This is a genomic window from Caldimonas caldifontis, from assembly GCF_002930615.1.
GTDB lineage: Bacteria > Pseudomonadota > Gammaproteobacteria > Burkholderiales > Burkholderiaceae_C > Caldimonas > Caldimonas caldifontis.
On record NZ_PSNX01000009.1, the window covers coordinates 1 to 16,132 of the forward strand.

Sequence of the window (16,132 nt, forward strand, 5' to 3'; positions counted from 1 at the left end):
CCCGCACCACCCACAACACCCCAGCGCACCGCGCCTTCACGTCGCAAGCCGCACATCAGCAGCGAAGACAAAGACTGTAGCACGAAAGAAAGGGGAAGCGCTAGAGGGCGACCCCATAAAGTTTCGAGGCCTGCGCTTCGCCTGAGAATGCAAGCATTGAAGCTTTCGTTGTCTGTCCCGATGAGCACGCTCGCTATCACCTGGCTCGATCTCGAAGACGACACTTTTCCTGATGTCGCCCTGGCGCTACCGCCGGATTCGGACGCACCTGGTTTGCTGGCCGCGGGAGGAGACCTGCATCCAAGGCGACTGAGGCGCGCATATGCCAGCGGCATCTTCCCCTGGTACAGCGCGGGCCAGCCTATCCTCTGGTGGAGTCCGGATCCCCGGATGGTGCTGTACACCGCCGAGTTCAAGCTCTCGCGGTCCCTGCGCAAGACGTTGCGCCATTTCCGACAGGATCCGGGCTGCGAGGTTCGCATCGACACAGCATTTCCCCGGGTGATCCGTGCTTGTGCGTCCACTCCGCGCGCGGGCCAGTCGGGGACCTGGATCGTGCCGGACATGGTGGACGCCTACGCTGCCTGGCAGCAGCTGGGTGACGTCCACTCTTTCGAAACCTGGGTCGATGATGATCTGGTGGGAGGTCTCTATGGCATCTGCCTGGGCAGGATGTTCTTCGGCGAATCGATGTTTGCCTGGCAAACCGATGCCTCGAAGATCGCGCTGGCGGCGCTGGTGTCTTTCTGCCGGGCCCACGGAATCGACATGATCGACTGTCAGCAGCGCACCGGGCATCTGTCTTCGCTCGGGGCACGGGAGATTCCGCGCTCGGCCTTCCTGGAGCATGTGCGCCGCGCTGTCCAGGCCCCTGGGCCGAGGGTGTGGGCCTTCGAACCCTCCCTCTGGGACGCGCTGGATCCACTGAAGCGCCAGGACGCGGCTTGTGCTAGCGTTTCACCCTGTGGCCCTCCCGCATGACGCATCCCAAGGAACTTCCGCTCGCGTCGCTGCAGTTCTACGCGACCGCCCCCTACCCCTGCAGCTACCTGCCGGGGCGCTCGGCACGCTCACAGGTGGCGACCCCCAGTCATCTGATCCATACCGATACCTATTCCGATCTGGTTTCTCGTGGGTTCCGACGCAGCGGCATGTTCACTTACCGTCCATACTGCGACGGCTGCAAGGCCTGCGTGCCCTTGCGCATCCCGGTGGCGAGCTTCCGGCCCAACCGCAGCCAGCGACGCGCACAGCGCCAGCACGAAAGCCTGCACGCCCGGGTACTGCGGCTGTGCTTCGTCCCGGAGCACTACCAGCTCTACCTGCGTTACCAGTCGGGCCGCCACAGCGGGGGCGGCATGGATCACGATAGCGTGGACCAGTACACCCAGTTCCTGCTGCAAAGCCGGGTGAACTCCAGATTGGTCGAGTTCCGTGAGCCTGGCGTGGACGGTCAGCCGGGCGTGCTGAAGATGATCTCCATCCTGGACATCCTCAACGACGGCTTGTCCGCCGTTTACACCTTCTATGAGCCCGAGCCCGGCTGCAGCTATGGCACCTACAACGTGCTGTGGCAGATTGAGCAGACGCGCCAGCTCGGCCTGCCCCACGTCTATCTGGGCTACTGGATCGGCGAGAGCCGCAAGATGGCCTACAAGGCGCAGTTCCAGCCCCACGAACTGCTGGTGGACGGACGCTGGCAGCCGGCTCTGCCAGGAGGCTGATCACATAACACAACAGGGGCCCGAGGGCCCCTGTCTTGCGACGTGCAGATCGGTCAGGCCGTGGCCAGCGCGAACTCCACGTGGGCGCCCGTCTTGAGACGAACCTCGTCCTCGGTCACGCCGGGAGCCAGTTCGATGCACACGAAGCCCTTGGGCGTGATGTCGAGCACGCACAGGTCGGTCACGATGCGATTGACCACGCCCACCCCCGTCAGCGGCAGGGTGCACTGCTGTAAAAGCTTGTGCTCGCCGTTCTTGGCGCAGTGCTCCATGAGCACCACCACGCGGCCCACGCCAGCGACGAGATCCATCGCGCCGCCCATGCCCTTGACCATCTTGCCAGGGATCATCCAGTTGGCCAGATCGCCCTTCTCGCTGACCTGCATGGCACCCAGGATGGCCAGGTTGATCTTGCCGCCGCGGATCATTGCGAAGGAGTCGGCCGACGAGAAGAAGGATGAGCCCGGCAGCGTGGTCACGGTCTGCTTGCCGGCGTTGATGAGATCGGCATCGACCTCGGACTCGGTGGGGAAGGGGCCGATGCCCAGCAGGCCGTTCTCGCTCTGCAGCCAGACTTCCATGCCGGCGGGCACGTGGTTGGCCACCAGTGTGGGCAATCCGATGCCCAGGTTGACGTAATAGCCGTCGCGCAGCTCGCGGGCGGCACGGGCCGCCATGTCATCACGGTTCCAAGCCATTTGCATTCTCCTTCAGGCGGCGGCGCGCACGGTGCGCTGCTCGATGCGTTTTTCGGGGGTGGCGTTGAGCACGATGCGGTGCACGAAGATGCCCGGCAGGTGGATCTGGTCAGGGTCGAGCTGGCCCGTCTCCACGATCTTCTCGACCTCGACCACCGTGATCTTGCCGGCCATGGCGACGTTGGGGTTGAAGTTGCGCGCGGTCTTGCGGAAGACGAGGTTGCCCGACTTGTCGGCAATCCAGGCCTTGACGAGCGAAACGTCGGGCACCAGCGAGCGCTCCATCACGTATTTCACGCCGTCAAACTCGCGTACCTCCTTGCCTTCGGCCACGATGGTGCCGACGCCCGTGCGGGTGAAGAAGGCCGGGATGCCGGCGCCACCGGCGCGCAGTTTCTCGGCCAGCGTGCCCTGAGGCGTGAACTCCAGCTCGAGCTCGCCGCTGAGGTACTGGCGCTCGAATTCCTTGTTCTCACCCACATAGCTCGAGATCATCTTCTTGATCTGGCGTGTGGCGAGCAGCTTGCCCAACCCGAAGCCATCCACACCGGCGTTGTTCGAGATCACCGTGAGGTTCTTCGCGCCGCTGGCCTGCAGGGCGTCGATCAGCGCCTCGGGGATGCCGCACAGGCCGAAGCCGCCGACGGCCAGCATCTGGCCGTCCTTGACGATCCCTTTCAGCGCCTCGGCAGCGCTGGGGTAAAGCTTGTTCATGCGAGTCTCCTTCGCAACGGGGTTGGGACAAACCCACAGCGTACTACGTATCAGCATACGTAGAATCGCCTAAGCAGTCTCCTGAACGCTTCCTCATGCCTGTCGACCTGCCCGCACTCGGTGCCCTGGACTACCGCGCCGCCTTCGAGATGGCACCGGTGGGCCTGGTGCTCTCGCGCAACCGGGTCATCGTGGACTGCAACCATGCGCTGGCCGAGATGTTCTGTACGTCCCGCGAGGTGCTGGTGGGGCAATCCTTCCTGGTGCTCTACCCCAGCCCGGACGAGTTCGAGCGCACCGGCGAGCGCATCGCGCCCATCCTGGGTCACAGCGGCCGCTATGCTGACGAGCGGATCATGAAGCGTTCACCCGGCGATCCGCGCGGGGAACTGTTCTGGTGTCACGTGACCGGCCGGGCACTGCACCGGGACACCCCACACGCCGCGGGCATCTGGACCTTCGAAGACCTGTCGTCGAAGCGTCCGGTGACGCTGGATCTCACCGGCCGCGAGCGCGAAGTGGCGGCCCTGCTGATCGAGGGCCAGACCAGCAAGCAGATCGGCAAGGCGCTGGGCGTGAGCCACCGTACGGTGGACATCTACCGGGCCCGGTTGCTGCGAAAGTACCGGGCCTCGACCACGCCCGAACTCGTGCAGCGCCTCATGGGCGGATGAAGGCTTCGGCGAACGCTGTCACGAAGCCGCAACCTGCGTGTCATTCAATCGCGCTACCGTCCTACCGGAGCGCGCATGAAGATCCTAATCGTCACGGATGCCTGGGAGCCCCAGGTCAACGGAGTGGTGCGCACGCTGAAGATGACGCGTCGGGAACTTCAGGCCATGGACCATGAGGTGGAGGTGCTGTCACCGCAGGCCTTTCCCACCCTGCCTTGCCCGACCTATCCGGAGATCCGCCTGGCCTGGGCTTCGCGCCGCACCCTGGCGCGGCACATCGATGCCCTCGCGCCAGACTGCATCCACATCGCCACCGAAGGCCCGTTGGGCTGGCAGGCGCGCGCGATCTGCCGGCAGCGCCGCTGGCCCTTCACCACGGCGTACCACAGCCGCTTCCCCGAGTACGTGCATGCGCGCATCCGTCTGCCGGTGGACTGGAGCTATGCCATGCTGCGTCGCTTCCACAACGCGGGCGCGGCCACGCTCGCGCCGACGCCGGCCATCGTGGCAGACCTGCAGTCACGGGGGTTCGCGCGTGCCCGACTCTGGTCGCGTGGGGTGGATCTGACGATGTTCACACCCGAGGGCAAGCGACTGCCGAGGGGCGAGGCCCCCATCTTCCTGCATGTGGGGCGCCTGGCGGTGGAGAAGAACATCGAGGCCTTCCTGCGGCTGGATCTGCCCGGAGAGAAATGGGTCGCCGGAGACGGTCCCGAGCGCGCCCGACTGGAGAAACAGTATCCCGGTATACGCTGGTTCGGGGTGCTGGATGGCCCCACACTGGCCAAGTTGTACCGCAGCGCCGATGTACTGGCCTTCCCCAGCCTCACTGACACCTTCGGACTCGTGATGGTCGAGGCGATGGCCTGCGGCACCCCCGTGGCGGCCTTCCCGGTGCCCGGACCCATCGATGTGGTGGGGTCTTCAGCGGGCGGCGTCCTCGACACAGACCTGCGAAGTGCCTGTCTGAAGGCCCTGTCGCTCGACCGCGCGGGGGTCCGGGCGCATGCACTTCAGTACTCCTGGCGCGCAGCCACCGAGCAGTTCGAGCAGGCCCTGCGGCCGCTCACGGCAACACCGGACGTGCACGCCCCAGTTCGATCGGCCGGTCAGGCGCAGGCCTGACGCAACCAGTCGGGCAAGGGGACCGACTTCTGGCGCGGGAAGTCCACCCACACCAGGGTGGCACCGCCTGCGGCAACGACCTCCCCGGGCTGGTCGGTGCGCTCGAGGGTGATGAAGGTGTCGACGCTGCTGCGCCCCGGGTTGGCCACGTAGTGGCGGGCAAGCAGGGTGCCCGGATACTCGACCTGGCGATAGAAGTTGCAGAACGCGTTCACGATCACCGGTCCGGTGCCCTGGGGGTCGGGGGCGCCGCCCAGGCCGTGCAGCCAGTCGATGCGTACGGTCTCCAGGTAGCGGAAGTAGGTGGCGTTGTTGACATGGCCCATGGCGTCCATGTCGCCCCAGCGGATGGGGATGTGCATCTCGTGCACGAGCTTCTTGTCGTCGGGGATCTCGATGCGCATGGCGGTCGTCAGGCGGCAGGCTTGTCCATGCCGAGTTCACGGTAGAGATGGTCGACCAGGCGGCGCAGCTCGGCCACCTCGGCTTGCAGGGAAGCGGTTACGGGTGCTGGCGGGGTATCGGGCTCGAAGGTGTCCTGCAGTGCGGGTGCCGCCCCCACCAGGTGGGCCCAGCGCGCCTCTCGCATGCCGGGCGCGCGGGGCAGTCGCACCACCAGGGCCGGATCCCGGCTGGCCAGTTCGTCCAGGAAGGCCTCCACCGAGGACGTGTCGGCAAAGCGGTGCATGCGCTCGCTGTGGATGCGCAGCTCCGCCGCCGTCTGGGGCCCGCGCAGCATCAGCAGCGCCAGCAGCACGACGCTCTGACTGGGCAGGGCCAGCACGCGCTGGGTGTTGTGCTCGTAGCGGCTCACCCGGCTGCCGCTGGACTGCAGCACGAGGCTCAGGCCGCGAAGCTCGTCCACCGCTTCCTGCACCTGGGACTCGGTCAGATCCATCACCGGTTGCCGCGCGGTCTTCTGGTTACAGCCGGCCACGAGCGCATTGAGCGAGAGCGGGTAGGTATCGGGCACCGTGAGCTGCTTCTCGATCAGCACCCCCAGCACCCGGCATTCGACGGGGGTGAGCTCACGCAGGCGGGGGGCGGCACTCACAGGGCGAACCCATCGTCGGCGGCGATCACGGCCCCGTTGATGAAGTGACTCTCGTTGGAGCACAGCATCACGAGCAGCGCGTCGAGATCGCGGGGCTGGCCCAGTCGCTTGCGCGGCAGCATGGCGATCAGCTTCTGACCCTGTTCGGTCTGCCAGTGGTGGTGGTTGATCTCGGTGTCGATGTAGCCCGGGCAGATGGCATTGACGTTGATGCCGAACTTGCCCCACTCCAGGGCCATCGCACGGGTCATGTGGACGACCGCCGCCTTGCTCATGCAATACACACCGATCTGCCCCAGCACGCGCAGGCCGGCCATCGAAGCGATGTTGATGATGCGCCCGCCGGTGTAGGTGCCGGGAGCCGCACCGCGAGCGCGCGCCAGCATGCGCTTGCCGACCTCCTGGGCCACGAAGAAGGCGCCCCGCGTGTTGGTGTCGAAGACGTAGTCGTAATCTTCCGGGGTGACATCCACCAGCTTCTGCGTGGTGCTCACACCGGAGTTGTTGACAAGGATGTCGATGGCCCCGACCTCGGTTTCAGCATGCGCAACGGCGGAGCGGATGCTGTGGGTGTCCGTGACATCGAGACCGACCACGTGGGCATCGCCCCCCAGGGCCTCGATCTCCGCGCGCAGGGTCTTGAGTCGCTCGACGCGACGCCCGGCCAGCACCACCGCAGCACCAGCCTTGGCCAGGGTGCGAGCGAACTGTTCGCCCAGGCCGCTGGAGGCTCCGGTGATCAAGGCCACGCGGCCGGAAAGATCGATGCTGTAGCTCATGGGTACCTTTCGATTCCGCCAAAGGGAAGGCATTCATGCCTGACGCAGCCCCAAGCATACCGGGCCCGCATGGCGATGCGCTCCTTGTCGCGCGCTCGACAGCAATGCCAGTCGGGTCGGGATAGAGTCGGATCCCGACAGCAAAATAGAACGATCGTTCGATTTTTGATCGCAAACCGATAGAATTGCGGTCATCCGGTGCGGGCCGCTCTCATGCCCGCCCCCAAGCCCTCCCATCCATTCGACAAGGAAGACACGATGACGGCACAAGAGATCCTGGCGCAGTACGGCCCACGCGAATCCATGGAGTACGACGTCGTGGTCGTCGGCGGCGGCCCGGCCGGGCTGGCCACCGCGATCCGGCTGAAGCAACTCGCGGCCGAGAAGAACCAGGAGATCTCGGTGGTGGTGCTGGAGAAGGGCTCCGAGCCGGGCGCCCACATCCTCTCCGGCGCCGTGATGGACCCACGCGCCATGAACGAGCTCTTCCCCAACTGGAAGGAACTGGGCGCGCCGCTGAACCAGCCCGTCACCGGCGATGACGTGCTGACCCTGACCGAAACCGGCAGCAGTCGCGTTCCCGACTTCCTGGTGCCACGCAACTTCCACAACGAAGGTTGCTACGTCATCTCCTTGGGCAACGTGGTGAAGTGGATGGCCGAGCAGGCCGAAGGACTGGGGGTCGAGATCTTCCCGGGATTCACCGCCGCCGAGGTGCTGTACGACGACCAGGGCCGCGTGCGTGGCGTCGCCACCGGCAACATGGGCGTGGGCAAGAATGGCGAGCCCACCGAGCACTTCCAGCTCGGCATGGAGCTGCTGGGCAAGTACACCATCTTCGCCGAGGGCGCGCGCGGTCACCTCGGCAAGCAGCTGATCGCGAAATACAAGCTGGCCGAGGGCAAGGACCCGCAGACGTATGCCATCGGCATCAAGGAATTGTGGGAAGTCGATCCGGCCAAGGCCAAGCCCGGCCTGGTGGTGCACACGGCCGGCTGGCCCATGGACGACCACACCTTCGGCGGTGGTTTCCTCTACCACCTCGAAGGCAACAAGGTCACCCTGGGCTTCGTGATCGGCCTGGACTACCAGAACCCGTGGATGAGTCCTTTCGAGGAAATGCAGCGGTGGAAGACCCACCCGGCCATCCGCGCCCACCTCGAGGGCGGCAAGCGACTGAGCTATGGCGCCCGCGCCATCAACAATGGCACACCCCAAGCCCTGCCCAAGACCGTCTTCCCGGGAGGTGCCCTGGTGGGCTGCGATGCCGGTTACCTGAATGCCGCGCGCATCAAGGGCAGCCATGCGGCCATCAAGAGCGGCATGCTGTGTGCTCAGGCGCTGTTCGAGGCCGTGGCCGCCGGTCGTTCTGCCGACGAACTGAGCGCCTACCCTGAGGCGTTCGAGAAAAGCTGGCTCTACGAGGAACTGCAGCAGACCCGCAACTTTAAGCATTGGTTCAAGAAGGGCCCGCTGGTGGGCAAGCTGATGACGGGCATCGAGCAGTGGTTCTTGCCCAAGATCGGCATCCAGAGCCCGCCGTGGACGCTGCATCGCGATCAGCCCGACCACGTGTACCTCAAGCCGGCCGATCAGTGCGAAAAGATCGTCTATCCGAAACCGGATGGGGTGTTGACCTTCGACCGTCTGTCCTCGGTGTTCGTGAGCAACACCAACCACGAGGAGAACCAGCCCGCTCACCTGACGCTGAAGGATGCCAGCGTACCCGTCGCGACCAACCTGGCGAAGTACGCCGGACCCGAGGCGCGCTACTGTCCTGCCGGGGTGTACGAGTTCGTCAAGAATGACGACGGCAGTGACCGGCTGCAGATCAACGCCCAGAACTGCGTGCATTGCAAGACCTGCGACATCAAGGACCCCACCCAGAACATCGTGTGGGTGACTCCTGAGGGAGGCGGCGGCCCGAACTATGCGGGCATGTGAACTGACAGGGGTTCCGACGTGAAAAAGGCAGCCGAGGCTGCCTTTTTCGTGGCCGGTGAATTACACTGGCGTCTGTCAGGAGAGAGCTCCCACGGGGGCCGCCGAAGGCGCAGGGTTTCCACCCGAACGCTCAGGTACCCAGGACTGACAAGCGCCTTGTGAACGAGGCGTTCCTCACTGGAGAGAGGCCTGGCGGCCCCGGTCGCCCGGTCCACCGAAGGGGCAAGCGACCCAGGCTGAAACAGCCGGGCCGCCAATCTCTCAGGTAAAGCGGACAGCGAGGGCAGCGCATGCCGACCCGGCAGACGGGGTGGCATGGTCGCACCACTTGCCCCAAGGAGATCGCCATGTCCGCCCAAGTCTCGACGCCCGCGCTGCTGCGCACGCCCCTGTATGCCCTGCACCTGGAGCAGGGCGCCCGCATGGTGCCCTTTGCCGGCTACGAGATGCCGGTGCAGTACGAGGGCATCATCGCCGAGCACCGCCACTGCCGCGAGAGTGCTGCCCTGTTCGATGTGTCCCACATGGGGCAGATCCGCCTGGCTGGCGAAGATGCCGCACGGGCCCTGGAGTCGCTGGTGCCGGTCGATGTGGTCGATCTGCCGGTGGGCAAGCAGCGCTACGGCTTCTTCACCAACAGCAGCGGCGGCATCCTCGACGATCTGATGATCACCCGCCGGGCGAACGACCTGCTCCTGGTGGTCAATGCGGCCAACAAGCACGCCGACCTGGCCCACCTGAACACCCACATCGGGCACCGCTGCACGGTGCAATCCTTGCCCGACCTCGCCCTGCTGGCCTTGCAAGGCCCACGGGCCGCAGACGCGCTGGCGCGCGTCAACGCCGACGTGCAGCGCCTGAGTTTCATGACCGGCGACCATTTCACTCTCGCCGGTAAGTCCTGCTTCGTGACCCGCTCGGGCTACACCGGTGAAGATGGCTTCGAGATCTCGGTGGCAGCCGACGACGCCGAAGCGCTTGCCCGCGTGCTGCTGATGCAACCCGAGGTCAAGCTGGCCGGGCTGGGCGCGCGCGACACCCTGCGCCTGGAAGCCGGCCTGTGCCTGCACGGCCACGATATCGACGCGAAGACCACACCTGTGCAGGCAGCGCTGACCTGGGCCATCCAGAAGGTGCGCCGCGCCGGCGGGGCCCGGGCGGGCGGCTACCCGGGCGCCCAGACCCTCGACCTGCAGATCGCCAACGGGGTGCAGGTGAAACGCGTGGGCCTGGTCGGCCTGGAGCGTGCGCCGGTGCGCGAGGGGGCCAAGCTGCTCGATGCAGCGCGCCACAACGCGGGGCATGTGACGAGCGGTACGGTGAGCCCGACCCTGGGCGTGCCCATCGCCATGGGCTACCTGCCCGTCAACCACGCAGCCACCGGCGCGATCGTGCATGCCGTGGTGCGCGAAAAGACCCATCCGATGCGTGTGACGGCCCTGCCCTTCACGCCGCATCGCTACCACCGCTGAACCTTTCCATTTCTCCAACTTCCAGCCAGGAGCCCTGCATGACCGTCAAGTACACCCCCGACCACGAGTGGATCGAACTCGATGGCGACGAAGGCGTTGCCACCGTGGGCATCACGCCCCATGCCCAGGATGCCCTGGGCGACGTGGTCTTTGTCGATCTGCCCGCCGTCGGCGCCAACTTCAAGAAGGGCGACGTGGCCGGGGTGGTCGAGTCCGTCAAGGCCGCGGCCGATGTGTACGCCCCGCTGAGCGGACACATCCTGGAAGTGAACGAAGACCTCCGGGCCGACCCGTCGCTGGCCAACACCGACCCGCTGGGCAAGGGCTGGTTCTTCAAGCTGAAGATGGACGACCTGGCGGAGTTCGATGCCCTGCTGGACGCGCCCGCCTACGACGCCCTCGTCAAGAACGCCTGAATCCCATCTCCGGTCGCGGCCCGTATCCCGGGCTGCGGCCACCGCCTGCCCCCTCACCCCCCTCTGCCATGCTCATGTCTGCCCTCACCCCCTTGAGCGACCTGGAAGCCCGCGACGAATTCGTAGCCCGCCACATCGGCGTCGATGCCGCTGATGAAGGGCGGATGCTCTCGGCCATCGGCGCGGCCTCGCGCGCCGCCCTGGTCGACGCCATCGTGCCGCGCAGCATTGCCCGCGGTAGCGCGATGAGCCTGCCGCCGGCTGTGCCCGAGGCACAGGCACTGAGCGAGCTCAAGAGCCTGGCCGCACGCAACCGTGTGTTGCGCAGCCACATCGGCCAGGGCTATTACGGCACCCACACGCCTACCGTCATCCTGCGCAACGTGCTGGAGAACCCGTCCTGGTACACGGCCTACACGCCCTACCAGGCCGAGATCTCGCAGGGCCGTATGGAAGCTCTGGTGAACTTCCAGACCATGGTGTGCGACCTCACGGGCATGGCGATTGCCAACGCCTCGATGCTGGACGAGGCCACGGCTGCCGCAGAAGCCATGACGCTGGCGGCCCGCGTGGGCAAGAGCAAGAGCTCGACCTTCTTCGTGGCCGACGACGTGCTGCCCCAGACCCTGGAAGTGGTGCGCACACGCGCCCGGCCGCTGGGAATGACCGTCGTGACCGGGCCTGCCGATCAGGCCGGGCAGACCGACTGCTTCGCGGCCCTGTTCCAGTACCCGGGCGTGAACGGCCAGGTGCGCGACCTGCGACCTCTGACCGAGGCGGTGCATGCCCGCGGTGCCCTGGCGGTGGTGGCCGCCGACCTGCTGGCCCTGACGCTGCTGACCCCTCCGGGCGAGCAGGGAGCCGACATCGTGGTGGGCACGACGCAGCGCTTCGGGATGCCCATGGGCAACGGCGGACCCCATGCGGCCTACATGGCCACGCGCGATGATTTCAAGCGCTCGCTGCCCGGCCGCCTGGTGGGCGTGAGCGTGGACGCCCACGGTGCCCCGGCCTACCGACTTGCGCTGCAAACGCGCGAACAGCACATCCGGCGCGAGAAGGCCACGTCCAACATCTGCACCGCGCAGGTGCTGCCGGCCGTGGTGGCGAGCATGTACGCCGTGTACCACGGCCCGCAGGGGCTCAAGCGCATCGCTCAGCGCGTGGCCAGTTTCACCGCAGTGCTGGCGCAGGGCCTGGCAAGCCTGGGCTGGGCGACCACACACGACACCGCCTTCGACACCCTGGAAGTACGCACGGGTGAGCAGACCGAAGCCTTGCTGGCTGCCGCCGTGGCCGCCGGCATGAACCTGCGCCGGGCCAGCGCAAGCACCGTCGGTATCTCGCTGGACGAAACCACGACGCGAGAGCACGTACAAGCCCTGTGGCAGGTCTTCGCCCAGGGCCGCCCCCTGCCCTCTTGGGACACGGCCGAAAAGGGCGTCGCGCCACTCATTCCGCAGGCGCTGCGCCGCACCAGCCCCTATCTCACCCACCCTGTCTTCAATACCCACCACTCCGAGACGGAGATGCTGCGCTACCTGCGCAGCCTGTCGGACAAGGACCTGGCGCTGGACCGCACGATGATCCCCCTGGGTTCGTGCACGATGAAGCTCAACGCCACCAGCGAGATGATCCCCATCACCTGGCCGGAGTTTGCGCACATCCACCCCTTTGCACCGCAGGACCAGCTGCAGGGCTATGTGCAGCTCAACGAGCAGCTGTGCGCCTGGCTGAGCCAGGCCACGGGCTACGCCGGCATCAGCCTGCAGCCCAACGCCGGCTCGCAGGGCGAATACGCCGGGCTGCTGATCATCCAGGCCTACCATGAGGCGCGCGGCCAGGGGCACCGCAACATCTGCCTGATCCCGGAATCGGCCCACGGTACCAACCCGGCCTCGGCTCAGATGGCCGGCATGCAGGTGGTGGTGACCAAGTGCGACGCCGATGGCAACGTCGACCTCGACGACCTGCGCGCCAAGTGTGAGCAGCACAGCGAGCGCCTGGCCTGCGTGATGATCACCTACCCGTCCACCTATGGTGTCTTCGAGACGCGGGTGAAGGAACTGTGTGAGCTGGTGCATGCCCATGGGGGGCGCGTCTATGTGGACGGCGCCAACATGAACGCCCTGGTGGGCGTGGCCGCACCGGGCGAATTCGGCGGTGACGTGAGCCACCTGAACCTGCACAAGACCTTCTGCATCCCGCATGGCGGCGGCGGGCCCGGCGTGGGCCCGGTGTGCGTGGTGGCCGACCTCGTGCCCTTCCTGCCGGCGCACCGCAGCGCGGGCCTGGGCAGCGAGGCCCAGGTGGGGGCAGTGAGCGCTGCGCCCCTGGGCAACGCAGCCGTGCTGCCGATCTCCTGGATGTACATGCGCATGATGGGTGCCGAAGGCCTGAAAGCCGCCACCGAAACCGCGATCCTCAGCGCCAACTACATCGCCGCCCGCCTGGACGGCCCCTATGAGCTGCATTTCAGCAGCAACGTGCCGGGCATCAAAGGGGGGGGTGTGGCCCACGAGTGCATTCTGGATCTGCGCCCGCTGAAAGAGTCCAGCGGCATCACGGCCGAGGACGTGGCCAAGCGCCTGATCGACTATGGCTTCCATGCCCCCACGCTGAGCTTCCCGGTGGCCGGCACGCTCATGGTCGAGCCCACCGAGAGCGAATCACTGGCCGAACTGGACCGCTTCGTCGAAGCCATGCTGGCCATCCGCGAGGAGATCGCCAAAGTCGAACGTGGCGAATGGCCGCGTGAGGACAACCCGCTGAAGAATGCGCCGCACACGGCCGAGAGCCTGCTCAAGGCCGAGTGGAACCATGCCTACACGCGCGAGGAGGCCGCCTATCCGTTGGCCAGCCTGCGCCGCCAGAAGTATTGGCCGCCGGTGGGCCGGGTGGACAACGTCTATGGCGACCGCAACCTGTTCTGCAGTTGCGTGCCCTTGAGCGAGTACCAATAAGAAGACCGTCATGAAACAGCATTTCGCCAGCGACAACTACGCGGGGATGTGCCCGGAGGCCACGCATTGGTTCATGGAAGCCAATGCCAGTGGCCACCAGCCCGGTTACGGTGAGGACATCTGGACCCAGCGGTCCACCGACAAGATCCGCGAGCTCTTCCAGACCGATTGCGACGTCTACTTCGTCTTCAACGGCACGGCGGCCAATTCGCTGGCCCTGGCCGCGATGTGTCAGAGCTACCACTCGGTGATCTGCACGCCGGTGGCGCACATCGAAACCGACGAGTGCGGCGGGCCGGAGTTCTTCTCGAATGGTTCCAAGCTGCTGGTGGCCGAAGCCGAAAGCCCGGCCGCCCGGCAGGGCAAGCTCACGCCCGATGCAGTGGAGCAGCTCGTCACCAAGCGCAGTGACATCCACTATCCCAAGCCGAAGGTGGTGAGTCTCACCCAGGCCACCGAACTCGGCACGGTCTATACCGTGGAGGAAGTGCGCGCGATTTCGGCCATTGCGAAGCGGCGCAAGCTCAAGCTGCATATGGATGGGGCGCGTTTCGCCAACGCGGTGGCCGCCCTGGGCTGTCACCCCAGCGAGATCACCTGGCGCGCGGGCGTGGACGTGCTGTGCTTCGGCGGGACCAAGAACGGCCTGCCCATCGGCGAAGCGGTGGTCTTCTTCGACCGGGCGCTGTCCGAGGACTTCGCCTACCGCGTGAAGCAGGCCGGCCAGCTGGCCTCGAAGATGCGGTTCATCTCGGCACCCTGGGTGGGCCTGCTGGAGAACGACGTCTGGCTGCGCAACGCCCGGCATGCGAATGCGATGGCGCAGCGCCTGCATGACGCCATCCGCGACATCCCCGGTGTGCAGGTGCTCCACCCGCCTCAGGTGAACTCCGTGTTCGCCCAGCTGCCGGCCCCGGTCATCGAGGGCCTGTACGCGAAGGGCTGGAAGTTCTATCAGTTCATCGCCGGTGGTGGTTGCCGCCTGATGTGCGCCTGGGACACCACAGCCGAGGCGGTGGATGCGTTTGCCAGTGACCTGCGGCAGCTCTGCCAGCCCTGAACCTCACCCCTCCTGGAGCCCGCCCATGGCCGTCTCGGTCTTCGACCTGTTCAAGGTGGGCATCGGCCCGTCGAGCTCCCACACCGTGGGCCCGATGCGGGCGGCCCGGCTGTTCGTGGAGCGGCTGCGCCACGAGGGTCGGCTCGAGGCCGTGCAGCGCGTGCGCTGCGAGCTGTACGGCTCGCTGGGAGCCACCGGCAAGGGCCACGGCAGCGACAAGGCCGTGCTGCTGGGCTTGGCTGGCCACGAGCCCGACACGGTCGATGTGGACCAGGTGCCGGCGATGCTGGAGGCGATCCGCCAGGAGCGCACACTTGTGCTGGGTGCTACCCATCGCATCGCGCTGAATGAGGCCGAGGATCTGATCTTCCTTCGTCGTCAGTCCCTGCCCTTCCATGCCAATGGCATGCGCTTCCTTGCCTTCGGTGCCGATGGCACGGAGCTGGCCGCGCGCATCTACTATTCGGTGGGCGGCGGCTTCGTCGTCAGTGAGGAGGTGGCTGCCGATGGGAGCCGACAAAAGCGCATCGCGCCTGACACCACCGTGCTGCCCCTGCCCTTCCACAGCGGGGCCGAACTGCTGACACTCACCCGCCGTGAAGGCTTGTCCATCGCGGGCGTGATGCGCGTGAACGAGCGTCACTGGCGTAGCGATTCCGAGATCGATGCGGGGCTCATGCACATCTGGCGCGTGATGCAGGAATGTGTGAACCGTGGCTGCCGTGCCGAGGGCACCCTGCCGGGTGGCTACAAGGTGCGCCGGCGCGCTGCGGCGCTGTACCGCTCGCTCACCGCGCACCCTGAAGCGGCCTTGAAGGACCCGCTACAGGTGATGGACTGGGTGAATCTCTATGCCCTGGCCGTCAACGAGGAAAACGCCGCCGGAGGCCGTGTGGTGACCGCCCCCACCAACGGGGCCGCCGGCATCGTGCCAGCCGTGCTGCACTACTACACCCGCTTCGTGCCGGGCGCCACCGAGGCCGGCGTGATCGACTTCCTGCTCACGGCCGGGGCGATCGGGATCCTCTACAAGGAGAACGCGTCGATCAGCGGCGCCGAGGTCGGCTGCCAAGGTGAGGTGGGCGTGGCCTGCTCGATGGCCGCTGGCGCACTGTGTGCAGTGCTGGGTGGCACACCGCAGCAGGTGGAAAATGCCGCCGAAATCGGCATGGAACACCACCTGGGGCTGACCTGCGACCCGGTGGGAGGACTCGTTCAGATCCCCTGCATCGAGCGCAACGCCATCGCCGCCGTCAAGGCCATCAACGCCGCACGCATGGCCCTGCGTGGTGATGGGGTCCACCATGTCAGCCTCGATCAGGTCATCAAGACCATGTGGGAAACCGGCGCAGACATGAAGACCAAGTACAAGGAAACGGCCCGGGGTGGCCTGGCGGTGAACATCGTCGAGTGCTGAGCGCCCGCAGCGCTGCAGGACCGTTTGGAGTCATCCCGCCTCCCGGTCGCTGCCACCTCATAGTGCAAGCCCCAGGGCGGCATCTGTAATTG

The 16,132-nt window shown here is 66.3% G+C and carries 15 protein-coding genes and 2 riboswitches; of the genes, 10 read left to right on the top strand and 5 right to left on the bottom strand.

All coding sequences use genetic code 11. The annotated features are described in order from the left end of the window. Nucleotides 1-147 precede the first annotated feature (147 nt). Nucleotides 148-981: a leucyl/phenylalanyl-tRNA--protein transferase gene (aat, locus tag C1704_RS10385; RefSeq protein WP_419186794.1), complete on the top strand. Its 834-nt coding sequence runs from the start codon at nucleotides 148-150 to the stop codon at nucleotides 979-981. Next, nucleotides 978-1,724, top strand: coding sequence for an arginyltransferase (locus tag C1704_RS10390; RefSeq protein ID WP_104302666.1), 747 nt, complete (start codon nucleotides 978-980; stop codon nucleotides 1,722-1,724). Before aat ends, C1704_RS10390 begins: the two co-directional genes overlap by 4 nt. A 53-nt stretch (nucleotides 1,725-1,777) precedes the next feature. On the opposite strand, the gene C1704_RS10395 is transcribed toward C1704_RS10390, so the two are convergent. Then, nucleotides 1,778-2,422, bottom strand: coding sequence for a 3-oxoacid CoA-transferase subunit B (locus tag C1704_RS10395; RefSeq protein WP_104302667.1), 645 nt, complete (start codon nucleotides 2,420-2,422; stop codon nucleotides 1,778-1,780). A 12-nt stretch (nucleotides 2,423-2,434) separates the two neighbouring features. Next, nucleotides 2,435-3,136, bottom strand: a complete 702-nt coding sequence (locus tag C1704_RS10400) for a CoA transferase subunit A (protein ID WP_104302668.1) — start codon at nucleotides 3,134-3,136, stop codon at nucleotides 2,435-2,437. A 95-nt stretch (nucleotides 3,137-3,231) separates the two neighbouring features. Here C1704_RS10400 and C1704_RS10405 point away from each other — a divergent pair, with 95 nt between their 5' ends. After that, a complete protein-coding gene (locus C1704_RS10405; RefSeq protein WP_104302669.1) occupies nucleotides 3,232-3,810 on the top strand; it encodes a LuxR C-terminal-related transcriptional regulator in 579 nt (192 codons plus the stop codon). Between the two features lie 75 nt (nucleotides 3,811-3,885). Continuing rightward, nucleotides 3,886-4,935, top strand: coding sequence for a glycosyltransferase family 4 protein (locus C1704_RS10410; protein WP_104302670.1), 1,050 nt, complete (start codon nucleotides 3,886-3,888; stop codon nucleotides 4,933-4,935). Here the strand turns inward: C1704_RS10410 and C1704_RS10415 are convergent. From C1704_RS10415 to C1704_RS10425, 3 genes are read right to left on the bottom strand one after another with little or no spacing between them, the layout of a single operon-like run. Then, nucleotides 4,920-5,339, bottom strand: a complete 420-nt coding sequence (locus tag C1704_RS10415) for an acyl-CoA thioesterase (RefSeq protein WP_104302671.1) — start codon at nucleotides 5,337-5,339, stop codon at nucleotides 4,920-4,922. The two genes, C1704_RS10410 and C1704_RS10415, sit on opposite strands and share 16 nt — an antisense overlap. Nucleotides 5,340-5,347: 8 nt before the next feature. After that, nucleotides 5,348-5,989, bottom strand: coding sequence for a YceH family protein (locus tag C1704_RS10420; RefSeq protein WP_170064676.1), 642 nt, complete (start codon nucleotides 5,987-5,989; stop codon nucleotides 5,348-5,350). Next, nucleotides 5,986-6,768, bottom strand: a complete 783-nt coding sequence (locus C1704_RS10425) for an SDR family oxidoreductase (protein ID WP_104302673.1) — start codon at nucleotides 6,766-6,768, stop codon at nucleotides 5,986-5,988. The genes C1704_RS10420 and C1704_RS10425 overlap by 4 nt, the downstream gene beginning before the upstream one ends. Nucleotides 6,769-7,026: 258 nt before the next feature. Between C1704_RS10425 and C1704_RS10430 the strand changes: the two genes are divergently transcribed. The 6 genes from C1704_RS10430 to C1704_RS10455 all read left to right on the top strand — a co-directional run bounded on the left by C1704_RS10430 (nucleotide 7,027) and on the right by C1704_RS10455 (nucleotide 16,040). Then, the gene (locus C1704_RS10430; RefSeq protein WP_104302674.1) at nucleotides 7,027-8,712 is read left to right on the top strand and encodes an electron transfer flavoprotein-ubiquinone oxidoreductase; all 1,686 of its coding nucleotides are present in this window, start codon (nucleotides 7,027-7,029) and stop codon (nucleotides 8,710-8,712) included. Between the two features lie 66 nt (nucleotides 8,713-8,778). Next, nucleotides 8,779-8,869: riboswitch (glycine riboswitch) on the top strand. A gap of 10 nt (nucleotides 8,870-8,879) precedes the next feature. Continuing rightward, nucleotides 8,880-9,000, top strand: a riboswitch (glycine riboswitch). A 59-nt stretch (nucleotides 9,001-9,059) separates the two neighbouring features. Further along, on the top strand, nucleotides 9,060-10,184 hold the full coding sequence (gene gcvT, locus C1704_RS10435) for a glycine cleavage system aminomethyltransferase GcvT (RefSeq protein ID WP_104302675.1): 1,125 nt from the start codon (nucleotides 9,060-9,062) through the stop codon (nucleotides 10,182-10,184). Nucleotides 10,185-10,222: 38 nt separating this feature from the next. Then, entirely contained in the window at nucleotides 10,223-10,600 is a 378-nt protein-coding gene (gene gcvH / locus C1704_RS10440) for a glycine cleavage system protein GcvH (protein WP_104302676.1), read from the top strand. Between the two features lie 68 nt (nucleotides 10,601-10,668). Beyond that, nucleotides 10,669-13,563 carry an aminomethyl-transferring glycine dehydrogenase gene (gene gcvP, locus C1704_RS10445; protein WP_104302677.1) on the top strand — a complete coding sequence of 965 codons (2,895 nt, stop codon included), beginning with the start codon at nucleotides 10,669-10,671 and terminating at the stop codon, nucleotides 13,561-13,563. 10 nt (nucleotides 13,564-13,573) lie between these two features. Further along, nucleotides 13,574-14,623 carry a threonine aldolase family protein gene (locus C1704_RS10450; RefSeq protein WP_104302678.1) on the top strand — a complete coding sequence of 350 codons (1,050 nt, stop codon included), beginning with the start codon at nucleotides 13,574-13,576 and terminating at the stop codon, nucleotides 14,621-14,623. A 25-nt stretch (nucleotides 14,624-14,648) separates the two neighbouring features. Further along, nucleotides 14,649-16,040 carry an L-serine ammonia-lyase gene (locus C1704_RS10455; protein WP_104302679.1) on the top strand — a complete coding sequence of 464 codons (1,392 nt, stop codon included), beginning with the start codon at nucleotides 14,649-14,651 and terminating at the stop codon, nucleotides 16,038-16,040. Nucleotides 16,041-16,132: the final 92 nt, after the last annotated feature.